Here is a 13,534-nt window from a genome sequence, read left to right as displayed (position 1 = left end):
GTCGGCAGATATAGGCTTGAGCCCCTTCCTTTGGAATAAGCCTGTGGCTATGACGACTCTTAAATCACTCGACGCTGAGATCAAGCAGCTCGAAGCGCAGAAGAAGCTTGTTGAGAAGCGTGACAGTGAGGTGCCGCAGGCGATCGCTGTTCTGCAGAAGTACTCGGGAGTCCTCACGGCAGCTCAGCAGCGCCAGCTTGCGAAGCTGGTGGGAAGCGCTGGCGATGTCGACGCAATCGCACCCACGCGAGCCGCGAAGCCTGCGAAGTCGTCAGTCAAAGGACGCACACTCGGCAAGGTTGCTCCGAAGTACCGTTTGCCTACCGGCGAGACTTGGACGGGCAGGGGGCTGACGCCGAAGGTCTTCACTGCTTGGGCTAAGTCCGCTGAAGGCAGGGCTTGGAGTGCTGCGAACGTCGGCGAGAAGTATCCTGCCGCAAATTCAGTCAAGGTGCAGGCTAAGGCCGCCAAGGCTGTGCTCAAGAAGACACGAAAGCTCGGCTCCAAGAGTAAGGGGGCGAGTGCTCAGGCCAAAAAGAGCGCCAAGAAAATCGTTCGAAGGCCTGTCCGCAAGGTGAAGTCGACCTGATCTGCAAGCGGGTCTTCAGATCGACTGGAATCAAAGAAATTTTAAACCTGTACTACCACAGTGAGGACGCAGAGGAGCGTTCTTGCGGATAGGGCTCCGTCGGCGGCCCTAGAGGAAGTACAAGTGATGACGTACAGCAAGATTGAGTTGATCTACTGCGTGATGGTGGTAGCCACAGCAGTACTGGCCGGGGTGGTGAAATGCACCGCCCCAAGCAACTGCATCAACTGCAGCTTCTTGGATCCCTGCCCCAACTAGCGACATACAGAACGCACAAGGCCCGGCTAGTCCGGGCCTTGTGCGTTTCTGCTGCCAACTACAAAGGAAACGACGATGGTGAACTCATTTAAAGGTCTGGCCCAGCGTATACGGGGTCTCTGGAAGGCGGGCTTGGGCTTCAGGCTTGGCCGCTGCGATACCGCGACAACCGCCGACTCAGTAGGAGGAAGTGGAAAAGTGAAGATGCCGCGTGGGCCTCTGACAAGGCCGGCCACTCGTGCGGGGATTGCCGGCGGCCGCGAGACGGGAGGTCGATGATGATGCGAGCCCACGCCCGAGTAGATCCTCTAGACCGTAGCCTGTTCGCCGTGATGGAGGCAGCCTCGCAGCTTCGCGATGACCGGGCGATCGCCCGAGCCCTGCGGATACTGCAGCGCCGAGCCAGTAAGCCAGGACAAGCCATGAGCGACGTCGCGACCTGTGGTGCGTTCTTCCGCCTTCGCTTGGCTCATGAGACGCGGGAGCACTTTGAGGTGGCGTTTCTCGACGCTCAACACCGGCTTCTGGCGGTCGAACGGCTGTTCTCCGGAACGATAGACGGTTCCAATGTCTATCCGCGGATCGTGCTTCAACGGGCGTTGGCCCTGAACTCAGGTGCTGTGATCCTGGCCCACAACCATCCCAGTGGGAACCCAGATCCGTCAGCTGCCGATAGAGCGATTACGGCACGCCTCAAAGAGGCTCTTGGCCTGGTCGATGTCAGGCTGCTGGATCACTTCGTTGTGACAGCGGACCAAGCGCTATCCATGTCTGCGTTAGGGATGTTGTAGTCCCGGTAGCTCGGCCGCTCTCCACATTGATCGTACAGAACCTGTCAGCAACTTCGCTCGGTCTGATTGATCCTGAGTGGTTACGATTTTCCTTTGACGAGATCCAACACGTTTGCACGTTCCTGCTCTGACATTTCGAGAAGCACATCAACCACAGCGAACGATCTTGGGTCTTCCAGGAGAGCCGAAATGAACTTGGCAAGCGCGTCTCGCTGGCCTTCATCGGCCTTGGAGAGAGCCAAGATCGCATCAGCCATCGGAGCATCGGATGCCAGCAGATAAGAGGCAGGCACATCCAACAGCTGAGCCAAGTTGCCGAGGTTGTCGAAACCGATGGCAGTCACCTGGTGCTCGTAGCGATTAATTCGCGAAGACCCCTTGTCCTTACCCAATCCCATGCGGTCCCCCAATGCGCGCTGGCTCAGCCCACGCAACTGCCGTGCTTGGGCAAGACGGGCGGCGAATAGGGCGCGGGGCGAGTTCTCGGGCACCGATAGAAAGGGGTTCGTTGGATCGTCGAATCATGACAAAGCCTCTATTGCCGTGGCAGACTCTATCTGACAAATAGAGGGTCTGGTCAAGTTTTCTGTTCTTTGGGCAGGCCGCTTTTATCCCAATGCCCCCTCGCACCACGAGGGATGCAGCTAGTGATCAACCAACAAGGAGCAACACACCATGGGCGTCATCCTCTACAACCTTCTGATGACCTTCTTCCTGGTCCCATTGACGATCAGGGCCTACCTCAGCCGCAAGAAAAACCGGCTACCGCTGCCTCACTTCCAGAACAACGTGGTGGTCAACCGGGTCAAGCTGCGCAAGGCCATCGGTATCTGGTCCCCGATTGTCTTCTGGGCCTTCCATGGCGGCTGGCTGATGTTCAACCTGTCCATTGACGCCTGGATAGGCGTATTGGCGACCATTGCATACATGGTCTCCAGCGCCTTGCTCTCGAGCCAGATCAAGGCCAAGCAGATCGGCGTCATCCCTGAGCAAGCAGCTAGTGGCAACGGCCCCGCCTGAGCGGCAAAGAGCGGCCAGCCATCGGCTGGCCGCTTCATGTGTCTGGAGCAGAAATGAAAAAAAACGATAGATGAGCAGCGAGCGGCGTGGGCAAGGGCCAGAGCCTCGGAACTCTGGGCTCGGGCCAGTGCATTGGACTTAAATCCGAGTGGCGGCTGGCGGGATCGAGCCCGCCGCCGGCGGGTGGCCGATAGGCTGATCAAAGAGGCCGTCTACTTCGAACAGCTCGCATCTAGGCTCGATGGCCTGGTGGTTTGTGACGATTGGCTTCCGTTCTAGCGGATGGCGATGAAGTCCACCAGCGTGCTGTTCTGCGCCAGCCTATGGCGGACTGGCAGGGGGCTGTAGGCCCCCTGCCAGCTGTCAGACACCGTTTTTTCTTTATCGTTTACCGCGCGAAAGGGCCTAAACCTTTCCATCGTGCGGGCGCGGCGGATTACTCGGCTAGAAGCTGCTTCAGCAGCAGCAGGCCGCCAACCGGCTCTCCGCTGTCGCTTTGTGCATGGTCTTGATCTCCCCACGGTGCAACGAAGAGGCGATCCAAGACGGTATTAGGCTGCATCAGACAGGTCATATCCCAGAATGGGAATCGACGGGCGCTGACCCTTGAATCGCCAATCACATGCAGGCGCGAGTGGTCCTCGCTTGCCCTGATACGACCAATGGCCCCTTCGACACCGTCATCGGGACCCTCGATGTACTGAAGAAACCGGGCGCCATCAAACAACATCGCACCGATCACCCCCGCCATGCGGTTGAAGCGCTGCGCACCGGCGACAATCCGATCCAGCTGGACCTGGCTGAGGTTTGGGAAGGCGAAGCTTCGATACGCGACAGATCTCAACACACCGATCCCCCTGAAAGTGCGTGACTGCCTACTCGGTTTGCGCGCCGATATTGCTTAGGCGCTGCGACGAAGTGAAGCGAAGGCCGGGAACCTTCACGGCTGCGTGAGGATGGAAACACTCTTTCTATCTCTGAGTGTCCGGATGATTGGCCAACCTTGGCCAAAAGCGACAACGGACATGTCAACGCACGCATCTCGTACAAAAGCGGGTGGAGGAGGGGGGTACCGGCCGGTTCAGGCTGCTCGATGTCGAGTGCGAGAGTGCCGACCGGAATAAGCTCGTCAAGGTGACCCAAATCCAAACCTGTTGTAGGGCCTGTGGAAAAGTGTTCACTGCCAGCGAATCCGGAGGGCGTACTACCGTGTCGGGAGGCGCCATCTTGAAGTGCCCCGAGTGCCCGAACAGGCAAGCAATCGGACAGGGAATATTTGAAACATTCCCGGGATCGAGCTGCATCGGTGGGTCTGATGCTCAGCACCGAGCGGCCGGGATCTCATGAACTGAGGTTGTGTAGTTGGGCGATAGCAAGTGCTGCCGCATGCCCCAGGCGGGGAGCCTTTGCCAGCCTGATGCTCCCATGCCGGCCGTGCCGCGCCCAAACTTCTGGTTGATGAGGTCCATCGTGGCCATCAGCTGATCATTGCCGACCACCGAGGGCCCGAATAGATCGGCCTGGAGCTCATTGGGGCGAGCCAGGTCAAGCAGCGCCACGCCTGCCCTTTTTGTAACCGATCCCGTCGCGTAGAAGTCCGCGCATCAATTCTCGCACCACTCCCAGGACCACTGTAGTGTCGGCGGTGGAAGCCGGCAGGCCGACGGTCCTGCTGGCGTTGTGCTGCCGAAGCTCCGGTCGGAACCTATCAGATTGGGCAAAAACCGATACGCCGGCTGCGACCAGGCCACGGGCACGTAGCTTCTCGCATGCGCGCACAGCAAAAGTGGCCAGGGCTTGCCCTACCGCTTCATGCTCCTCCACTCGGTCAGCGAAAGATCGACTGACCATGATCTGCTGGCGGTCAGGCTCCACCTCTTCCAACCCCATGCAGGAGTGCCCCTGCAGCTCGCGCTGCGTACGCGCAAGCGTCACCCCGAAGGCGGCCAGGATGTCATCAGCCGGCGCATCGCGTAGCGAAGCGGCTGTGCTGATGCCCATGGCGTGCAACCGCGGCGCCAGTCTGCGGCCAACACCCCAGAGATCGCCTACAGGAAAGCTCTGCAGCACTGAATCGCAGTAGGCCATGTCCCCGAGGTCGATCACGCCGTCGGCGCCCTTGGCCACCTTGTTGGCCAGCTTGGCCAGCGTCTTAGTGGGCCCGATGCCAATACAGTTAGGAATGCCGGTCCATCGGTGCACGCGTTGCCTCAGATCCCGGGCGAACTGCTTGCGGTCGCGCACACCTTCCAGATCGATGAAGCTCTCATCAATGCTGTACACCTCCACCCGGGGCGCAGCCTCTCGCAGGATCGATACAACGCGAGCACTCATATCGCCGTACAGACCGAAGTTGGCCGAGCGCATCTGCAGCCCATGCCGGCGCACCAAATGCTTGAGCTCATGAGCGGGCTGCCCCATCTTGATGCCCAGCGCCTTGGCCTCGGCTGAGCGAGCGATTGCACAGCCATCGTTGTTGCTCAGCACCACTAGGGGCACGCGGCGTAGCGCAGGCTGAAAAACGCGTTCGCAGCTGGCGTAGAAATTGTTGCCGTCAACGAGTCCGAACATGCGGACCTCGTCGTTTCACCTGGCGAACCACGCCCACTACGGCGAACACCTCGACTTCAGTGGGATGCTCAAGCACGACGGGCGGGAAGTCCGGATTGGCCGAATGCAGCTCCAAGTGCTGCTCGAACAGCTGAAGCACCTTGCAGGTAGGTTGATTTCCGTCCCACACGGCAATGACCAGGTCGCCCCCTTGGGGCGTGACCGATCGATCAACTACCAGGATGTCCCCGTCGCTGACCCCAGCACCACTCATAGACCAGCCATCGGCCCTATACAGAAACGTGGCGGCCGGATTGCGCACCAGCAGCCGATGCAGGTCGATCGCATCGGCCATGAAGTCATCGGCAGGCGACGGGAAGCCGAGCCTGGCGCGTGCCGAAGCCAAAGGCACGAACTTGGCAGGACCGTCGATTACGGCCGGGCCGACAGGTGTGGCGAAGGTGTGGGGACAGGCAAGGGATCGCATGGGCGTACTCTGAGGACAGCTTTTCTCGGGAGTAGAGACGCGGCGAATGTTAGTAAAATTACTAACTCCCTGCCTGATACCGGCTCTGACGTTCCTGAACGCATTTCAGGTGGGGCACACTCCGTCCCCGCCCTCGTACGATCGGTAAAGGCTCGGGAATGACGTTCCAGGACAAGGGGGGATCCCTTGTGTGGGCTGCACTGGCAGGGCGAAATGGCTAGGCTGGCACGCGCTGCGCAGGGCGCCTTCACGCCAACCCAGTCGCGTGAGCATCGCCACGTCAGGGCAGGGCAACGCTGGGTGTTGAGCGCAGCGAATGCCACTACACTCAGGTTCCCGCCGGAAGGGATGCTCCGCCTACACCTCAGTTTGGAGGAGACCCCCTGCCCGACGAATCGCTATCGTCAGGACAGAGGCGACACCGAAAGCCTATCGCTCGTGATAAGGCACGGAGCGTCTCGAAGGCGGTAGGCGACGATCCGAAAGCGTTCGGGAACGCTTTCTCCTCGTGCCGGCAAGGTGCAAAACGAAAACGTTGAATTTTTGAACGTTCCGTTTGGAACCGCCAGCGGATCAAATGGATCTCGACGGGCGCACAGCCTGTCGGGAATCCGGCCGGACTCCTTCCTATCCACACAAGAAGGTTTCCATGATGAACACGATCCAGTCGCGTTCGGCGCCGACGCCGAACTGTACCACCACCATCCACGCCGATGCAGCCCTGGCTTACCTGCCCGAAAGCCTGCGGGACCGCCCTGCCTTGAGCTTCAAGGAACTGCTCCGGGTGATCCCGGTCGGCCGCAGCAAGGCCTACGTGTTGATGAAGGAAGACCCGTCCTTTCCCAAGGGTGTCCCCCTCTACGACGGAGAGAACTCGCCGAAGTTCTACTGGACCCACGAGGCCATCGCCTGGTTGCAGGGCCGCGCAGCCAAGTTCCGCCCTGGCAAGGGAGGGCTGTGAGCATGAGCAATCTCATCGACACCCTCGGCAGTGCCCATAGCCCGTTGGACCGGCTGACGCGCGCACTGGCCGAAGATCTGACCTCGGGCAAGAGCAAGCTTGAGGTAGACTTCCGCGAAGCCTACCCGGTGCTGGAGCAGCACCTGACTCAGCGGATGCGCAAGCGGCTGGCTATGGAGCGCTTCAACACCGCTTACAGCCACAAACTGAATCAAGCCCAGTTCCGCAAGCTGCTGAACGCCGAGCGCGAGCGTCGCAAGGAGACCGGCGATGTCCTGACCTGCACCGCCTGCGGGCGTCCCCATGGCGACCATGATCCGAGCGATCAGGGAGAGATCGAATGATCACCTCCTTCGGACGGATTGCGCCCCTCTATCCCATGAACGCGTTCCTGGCAGTGGCGCGTAATGCGGGTATGGAGGTTTCCCGCAACGTTCAAGCCCCGGACGCGCTGATCGGCATGAGCTTGATCCACGCCATCTCCATGGCCTGTCAGGGACTGATCGACGTCAAGCTGCCCACGGGGCAGGTCCGGCCCGTGTCTCAGAACCTGCTGATCATCGCCGAATCAGGCGAGCGCAAGTCGACGGTGTCCTCGCTACTGTTCGCTCCCTTCCGGGAAGCTGACACCGAGGCAGTGGCCTCCCACAAGGAGAAGAAGGACGCACATCAAGCCGAACTCGGTGCTTGGGAGGCTAAGAACAAGGGGCTGCGCAGCGCGATTGCGCGAGTGATCAGTCGTGGCCAGGGTAGCGACGAGCTGGAAGCTCGCCTGCTGGAGCACGGCCGCTGTAAGCCGATCGAACCCCGTCTGCGTTACTTCATGCGTCAGGAGATCACTGGTAAAGCGATCACCGAAGCGCTGGTGGGTGATGGCGAGTCGATTGCGATCAGCACTGACGAAGGACACGTACTGTTTCGAAGCGAGGCGATGTCGCACTTGGGCCTGCTGAACCGACTGTGGGACTCGCCCGGGGTGCTCATGCGTGACCGTGCCGAAGAGAACCTGCTGGCCCTGAATCCGCGCGTGTCGGTCAGCATCATGACCCAGCATGAACCGTTCAAGGCGTTTCTGGACCGAAAGGGCTCGGTTGCAAAGGGCAGCGGCCATTGGGCGCGTTACTTGGTGGGCTGGCCACAGTCGAACATGGGTTTCCGCATGGTCAGTGGTGTCGAACCGATCTGGGACCATCTGCCGGTGTTCCAGGAAAGAATCCGCGTGCTCTTGCACCGGTACCGCACGCAGATCGAATTGGGTCCGATTGGACGCGAAGTGATTGAGTTCAGCTACGACGCGAAGAGTCGTTGGATCGAATTGGCGCAGGAGACCGAGCGCTTGCTGCGTCAAGGCGAGTACCTGAGCGACATCAATGACTTTGCTGCCAAGGTGATGGAGATCCTGGCGCGCCTGGCAGCCGCCATGCATTACTTTGCGGCGGAGGCGGGCCCGATCACGGTCGACACCCTCAATCGAGCCTTCGAGATCGTGAAGTGGCATGAGAGCGAGTACAAGAACCTGTTCTCGCCCGAGAACGCCGCGCCGCAGGATCTGATGGATGCCCGTGCTGTCGCGTACTACCTCAAGACGCGGATCTGGCGCGGAGCGTCGTCCGACACGTGGGTTCCGCGCAATGAGGTTTTGCGAAACGGTCCGGTTAGAAAGCGTGACCGCCTCACGGCCGCCTTGGACCTGCTGCAGATGCGCGGAGCAGTGACTATCGGGACGGGGTCCAGGGACCGCAAGTGCTATCTGCAGCTGATGAACCACTTCTTCAACCAGCATCAGATGTCGCTGTAGAATGACCGCAGGCCGGGGGAGACGAGGGCAGGCACTCGACTCCCCCGGTTCGCCTAGACGACCCGTTCTAAGCCACGGCAAGGTCCAAGGATGAGCGATTGTGCGATTTTGTCGCAGGATCGCTATTCTTCATCAGCCGGGGGAGGGGCATCTGCATCGTGACAGGCGCGATAGGCCGCGTACTGGGCCTTCTCATCCTCGCCCATCTCCTTGACCATCAGCGGTCCCAAGTGGCGCTCTGCCTGTCGGCCGATACCCTGCGCACGGAGGCTGCGATGATCGACCCTTGTGGCGTGTCCACACTCAGCAAGCATCTCATTCTGGGTGTCGGCCACCAACTTGCGCCTAGCTGTGACCTCCTGGCTCAGCTCGATGGGGATTTTACCTCCACTGTCCTTCCTGCAGCCGCCTTGATCGGGACGGGTCGGGTTGTAGCGCGAGAAGGTTCGATCCGGTGACCGCTCGACTCCATCCGGAACACGGTCAGAACACATTAGGTGTACGTGCGGATTCTCAATTCCTCCGAGCGCACCTTCCGGCGCGTGGATCGCGTACTGGTAGGGCTTCTTTCCAGCCAAGCGCAGAGCGAGGCGCTCTGCCAGCTCGATCAGTTCCGGGCGGCTTAGCTCGCTGGGAAGCGCAATCTCGTGTTCCCTGTAAGCGGCCCCGTTGGCCCGCTCATGACGATCGGCCATGCTCCAGAACGTCTTCGGATCGTTTCCCGCCCACCGCGGGAGATTCCCATGACTGGCGTGGACCAGGTCCTCTCGATCACTGTGCGCACCCTCGCGCTGGATGTAGCCGCTGTGTCTACGAGCGGTGCCCCTCTTACCGCTCTTGATGCTGTAGTGGAAGCTCGCCATTGCTGTATCACCCTTTCTCTATGCGTAAACGAAAAAGGCCGACAAGATTGATCTTGTCGGCCTGGAGTAGGGCGGTATACTGTTTAGAGTGGCTAGATTGAGAAACGGTAAGTGCGCGTGCTACAGCCGCCTGTAGGTACCGCAGTATGACTGGCCGCTACACTGTCAGACCTTAATTTCCATTGAGAGGCGCTACTCTACAACGCCTCTCAGGACAAGCCGTTCTCTCTATCCTGCCAACTCAATCCACCGCCTCCATATACATAGGACTGGCGGTGTAAGAATTTATCCGCGGTTTCGGTAGTGATCAATCACCAAATCTTTTGCAAGGTCTACGCAGTGGAAGCTCAATGCGCTCATGCCGGCAGTCAATGCGCAGATATCCTTTAGATCAATAACCGATTGATACGCGCGGAGCGCTGCCATCTGGTAGTCCATCCAGCTGCTGTAGCTTCCGAGCGTATTTGTGAATGCTGCTTGGTACTCATAGAAGCGATTGAGGTAGACCTGCATCACACCCTGGTGCTGATATGGCTTCTTGTCATCCAAGCCCTTATCAAACAGTCGCTGTGGACTCTTGCCTTGGTCTGTCTGTCCAAACCAGTACGGCTTGTACTCCATGCCGGTAGCCTGCTGGTAGCGGAACGAGCAGAATGCTGCTACGACGTCGAATACAGTCAGCACCTTTGCATCACGACCCGTGCAGTCAAAGGATCGGTAGGCGTACGATGTCAGTAGGGATCTGACGCGATCGCAATGACCTTGAAGCTGTCTGACCGTCGTCTGGATGCCGGTGGCCTTGACGACGAGCGCGCACAGCTCATCTGGATGCTCGAGCAGCAGGTAGTGGTGTGTATTGAGCGAGAACACGCGACTAGCTGGGCCGTGATAGTGCTGAGCGCCCTGGGCCACCGCCATGCAGAACTGGTCTGCCTCGTCTTGAATCTGTCCAATTTCACCGAGAACCCGCGTTGCCTGAAGGTGGCTCGGGTAGTGCTGGATGAAGTGCCGGAATGAGAGAGTTTGGAGATATACGTACATCGCCTCGTTGGCTGCAGGCGTTGATTGCTCACTCATCTGTACGCGGAACTTGTTCAGCGATTCGGTCATCGACCTGAAGGAATCGGCAAGCGCTCTCTCATCTGAGCCAAACGCTTCTTGCAAGACCCGGGACACCTCATCATTCGTGCGTTCCACTAGAAGCAGGAGCGATTCGGCGACAGAATGGTCTTGCTGAGCCCTCAGCAGTCGAGACTGCATGTTCAGCTTTGATCGATCGATCTCCAGCGCCAACGATTCACAGAGATCCTGTATCAGATCAGCGGCGTCGAGATCGCGCGGGATCGTGGTCACGGAGGCAAACTCCATTGTGGCATCGCCAGCTTTCCCAGGAGGCGCTAGCAGGTTCAGGACATTCCTGCTATGACGCAGATCCGCAAGAAACAACAGCCGCACGGTCTTAAGGACTGACATGGGAAGTGGCTGCTTGCTGGATGAAATATCAAGCCCGATCGAGGTTCGCAAAAAATCCAGCGTGCGCTTGAGCGTTCGTGAGTTGACAGCCTCGCCGTTGTCCTTCTCCAGCTCAACTTCCAAGCACTTAGTCAGTTCGGACAAGGTGCCGGTATGGACGGACACATTTGAGTTGAAGCCAAAAGCGTGATCGATCGCTGGTGAATTAGTGTGCGAATTAAGTGCCATATCAAAGTCTTGGGTAGTGATAGCGGTTGCTCAACAGGAAGAGTAGCAGAAGCTTCACACGCCAAGGCAGCTCAGTGAACACTGGGCCTGAGCCCGTCCGGGACACGCCTTGATCTGAGCGACTGTGCCTTTCTAGGCAGCCGCTTTGCATGGGGTCAATTGCGACACATGTTGCTATCGGTCCGTAACGCTCTGATTGCAGCGGTTTAGCAGCGCGTAGCTGTTTGCACCAAGCTCGAACAGCGGCTCGTACTATCAATTTCCACCAGCTCTAGCCAGCTTCTGCCTAGCAATACCGCACCAATGTGCCTAACGGTCGATGTCAGTCGATCTGCCCGTTCGATCATGCTTCCGCCTTGAGCTCACCCGGCCGCGAAGAAATGGTAGATCGGCTTAAGCATCTTCAGTTCGTACTCAACCACGACACCGCCATCGCTCTGATCCGTGTCCACTCGATATAGGAAGTCCACAGCGCGCTCGCGGCCATTGAGCTGGTACGTTATACGGGCGTCACATTTGAAGCTGTCAGCCTCTCTGTCGTGCTCGAGAATGCGGATGTGAGAGAGACTATAAGTGTCGCCGAGGGTTCGGAAGCTATCCAAGGCGTCCAAGTTGTTACGATCAGCGTACTTGCCGACTTCGTTCTTTATAGCCTCTTCAAGTACTTCGATCGCCACCTTGTCTGCACAGCTAGGCGTCCCAAATGAGCACCCCTCGAGCAGCATGCAGATTGCGACGATGGCCGAGCGCGGTGTGTGCTTGATGTTCATTGTCCGCCTTTCGTAACACGTTCTGAGACGGAACTGGCGCTCTAGCCTGGTTGGTGGCATAGAGGATGGCTATGCGCTACCGACGAGGCCACTGCGTCTTCAGTCCTAAGATGGCGATTGGTACCTCGTGCAGGGAGATGTCGCAAGCGGATGGGTAGCCCCAGAAGCGAATAGTCTGCGGTGTCAAAAGCACACTGACGCGCGTAGAGTCATAGCTTCCCTAGGCTGGTCTTGCGCGATCTGCCAAGCCGGACAAGGCGTACTGAGAGCTCTAGGTAGTGCGATTTCCGCGAGAAGGCGCACTTGAGCCATTTCTGCGCCGTCAGCCGGCGGCATGGGGTGATCGCCGTGCGCGAGGCAATCCATTCCCTCGCGCACGGCAACTGAGCATCAACTACCAGCCAATACCGACACCCACGCCCATGCTGCGTTCACCATTGCTGGTGAAGGCACCATTGAGGCTGAAGTTGGCCGAGCCCTTCTCGTTCAACACGCGCTGGTAACCCACGGCCATGGCCGATTCACCCTCGCTGTAGCCCACGCCCGCGCCGAGGCGGTTGTAGGTGTTGAGGCAGGCGTGTTCATGGCCATCGCACTCTGTGCGGTGGTCATGGCGGCCATGCGGTTAAAGCGCTTGTCCATCTTGTCCAAGCGGCGGTCCACCTCACGCGAGATGCCATCGGTATACTCGTTGGCACGGGCCAGCATCTTCTCCAGCTCGGAGGTATCCCGATCAAGCACGACATCATCAGGGAAGTGGCCATGGACTAACGTGGAGGCACGATGATCTGCGATGGAGACTGGAGCGATGTCGACCCCACGCTAGAGATCGGCACGTGGCGCTATGCTTCCGCTAGGTTCCCGACCCCTTACGGAGAGCTGCCCGACGTCATCGTTCCCAATGATCAGGCGTATCCACGCGTCGGGATGGCCGCCGTGTTCGTACAGCCTGACGGAACCACCCTGCGTGCTTATCCCTAGCGCAGCGTCAGGGCGCGCGCATTGATCCGGCTCACGGCGTGCTGTGAAAGATGGACGGAAGCTGACAGCCACCTTCCACAATGGTCCACGCCGGTCAGCCTATGTTCAGCCCCGCAGGCACGCATTTACTCCGACAAACCTCTACGCTGAGCAACGCGGTTCAAGGTATACTGAATACCGCTTCCGACTCTGCCCTGCGCCACCTTCTACTATCTGGAGCAAACCGGCCCCTTTCCAACATGCCGGCTAGCCCCGCCGATGTAACATCGCGCGGCGCAACAGCAGATCGTTCTGCCCTCCCAAACTCCGCTTCAAGGCGTTCGCTTCATAGCGTGCTCCGCACTATTTCGAAAATCAGCATTCCCAACGAGCAACTGGTGAGGATCGAATCCATATCGTGGAGGCATGTCAGAAAAGAGTTCGCGACGCAGCCCTTATCAGCGCTTGGAAGCGTCCTAACAGTCGGCGGACGAGTCAACCCCGGTGCGCACGCAGTTGTTGGCTCCCGCGCCTCGCCCTTTGCGGCACTTTACCTAGCAGACAGCCCGATGACAGCCCGTTGCGAAGTAACGGGGGAAATATGCGACCTGCGGCTGGACTGCCCGGCTCCGGCCGACGCTGTGCCGGGCTACGTTCTCTTTCCAGTTAGAACCGAGGTTGATCGAGTATTTGATTGTACCAACCGGACCGCCATCGCCTTCCTGGCGAAAAAGCTCACAGCTTCAGTGGCGGAAATCAATGAAGCCTTGGCGGGCGGATGGACAT

At 59.0% G+C, this 13,534-nt stretch carries 14 protein-coding genes and 1 pseudogene; 6 read left to right on the top strand and 9 right to left on the bottom strand.

Translation table 11 applies throughout. The features are described 5' to 3' along the window. The first annotated feature begins 16 nt into the window (after positions 1-16). Positions 17-589 carry an H-NS histone family protein gene (locus G4G00_RS12535; protein WP_240336149.1) on the top strand — a complete coding sequence of 191 codons (573 nt, stop codon included), beginning with the start codon at positions 17-19 and terminating at the stop codon, positions 587-589. A gap of 590 nt (positions 590-1,179) precedes the next feature. After that, positions 1,180-1,638, top strand: a complete 459-nt coding sequence (locus G4G00_RS12530) for a JAB domain-containing protein (protein ID WP_164274153.1) — start codon at positions 1,180-1,182, stop codon at positions 1,636-1,638. 80 nt (positions 1,639-1,718) lie between these two features. On the opposite strand, the gene G4G00_RS12525 is transcribed toward G4G00_RS12530, so the two are convergent. Beyond that, entirely contained in the window at positions 1,719-2,129 is a 411-nt protein-coding gene (locus tag G4G00_RS12525; RefSeq protein ID WP_164274024.1) for a helix-turn-helix domain-containing protein, read from the bottom strand. A gap of 184 nt (positions 2,130-2,313) precedes the next feature. Between G4G00_RS12525 and G4G00_RS12520 the strand changes: the two genes are divergently transcribed. Continuing rightward, entirely contained in the window at positions 2,314-2,658 is a 345-nt protein-coding gene (locus tag G4G00_RS12520) for a hypothetical protein (RefSeq protein ID WP_164274021.1), read from the top strand. 436 nt (positions 2,659-3,094) lie between these two features. On the opposite strand, the gene G4G00_RS12515 is transcribed toward G4G00_RS12520, so the two are convergent. The 4 genes from G4G00_RS12515 to umuD form a co-directional block, all read right to left on the bottom strand. Next, positions 3,095-3,502, bottom strand: coding sequence for a BLUF domain-containing protein (locus tag G4G00_RS12515; protein WP_240336148.1), 408 nt, complete (start codon positions 3,500-3,502; stop codon positions 3,095-3,097). A gap of 475 nt (positions 3,503-3,977) precedes the next feature. After that, the gene (locus G4G00_RS22150; RefSeq protein ID WP_343161377.1) at positions 3,978-4,085 is read right to left on the bottom strand and encodes a DUF4113 domain-containing protein; all 108 of its coding nucleotides are present in this window, start codon (positions 4,083-4,085) and stop codon (positions 3,978-3,980) included. Between the two features lie 118 nt (positions 4,086-4,203). After that, on the bottom strand, positions 4,204-5,229 hold the full coding sequence (locus G4G00_RS12510; protein WP_343161374.1) for a Y-family DNA polymerase: 1,026 nt from the start codon (positions 5,227-5,229) through the stop codon (positions 4,204-4,206). After that, positions 5,213-5,695, bottom strand: a complete 483-nt coding sequence (gene umuD, locus G4G00_RS12505; protein WP_164274018.1) for a translesion error-prone DNA polymerase V autoproteolytic subunit — start codon at positions 5,693-5,695, stop codon at positions 5,213-5,215. The genes G4G00_RS12510 and umuD overlap by 17 nt, the downstream gene beginning before the upstream one ends. Positions 5,696-6,344: 649 nt before the next feature. On the opposite strand from umuD, the gene G4G00_RS12500 reads away from it, so the two are divergent. From G4G00_RS12500 to G4G00_RS12490, 3 genes are read left to right on the top strand one after another with little or no spacing between them, the layout of a single operon-like run. Then, positions 6,345-6,656, top strand: coding sequence for a hypothetical protein (locus G4G00_RS12500; protein WP_164274015.1), 312 nt, complete (start codon positions 6,345-6,347; stop codon positions 6,654-6,656). A 2-nt stretch (positions 6,657-6,658) separates the two neighbouring features. Next, positions 6,659-7,000 (top strand): hypothetical protein, encoded by a 342-nt coding sequence (locus G4G00_RS12495; protein ID WP_164274012.1) that lies wholly within the window; start codon positions 6,659-6,661, stop codon positions 6,998-7,000. Beyond that, complete coding sequence (locus G4G00_RS12490; protein WP_164274009.1) at positions 6,997-8,454, top strand: YfjI family protein; 1,458 nt, start codon at positions 6,997-6,999, stop codon at positions 8,452-8,454. The genes G4G00_RS12495 and G4G00_RS12490 overlap by 4 nt, the downstream gene beginning before the upstream one ends. Before the next feature lie 122 nt (positions 8,455-8,576). On the opposite strand, the gene G4G00_RS12485 is transcribed toward G4G00_RS12490, so the two are convergent. The 4 genes and pseudogenes from G4G00_RS12485 to G4G00_RS12470 all read right to left on the bottom strand — a co-directional run. Next, positions 8,577-9,317 carry a MobA/MobL family protein gene (locus G4G00_RS12485; RefSeq protein WP_164274006.1) on the bottom strand — a complete coding sequence of 247 codons (741 nt, stop codon included), beginning with the start codon at positions 9,315-9,317 and terminating at the stop codon, positions 8,577-8,579. A gap of 285 nt (positions 9,318-9,602) precedes the next feature. Further along, entirely contained in the window at positions 9,603-11,018 is a 1,416-nt protein-coding gene (locus G4G00_RS12480; protein WP_164274003.1) for a hypothetical protein, read from the bottom strand. 362 nt (positions 11,019-11,380) lie between these two features. Beyond that, positions 11,381-11,788, bottom strand: a complete 408-nt coding sequence (locus G4G00_RS12475) for a hypothetical protein (RefSeq protein WP_164274000.1) — start codon at positions 11,786-11,788, stop codon at positions 11,381-11,383. A 394-nt stretch (positions 11,789-12,182) separates the two neighbouring features. Further along, positions 12,183-12,517: pseudogene (locus tag G4G00_RS12470) on the bottom strand (YadA C-terminal domain-containing protein); the annotation flags it as partial. Positions 12,518-13,534: the final 1,017 nt, after the last annotated feature.

The sequence above is a fragment of the Stenotrophomonas sp. B1-1 genome (assembly GCF_010894375.1).
Classification (GTDB): Bacteria; Pseudomonadota; Gammaproteobacteria; order Xanthomonadales; family Xanthomonadaceae; genus Stenotrophomonas.
Note: the sequence above shows the minus strand (reverse complement) of the source record. Positions and strands in the feature narration are given on the sequence as shown.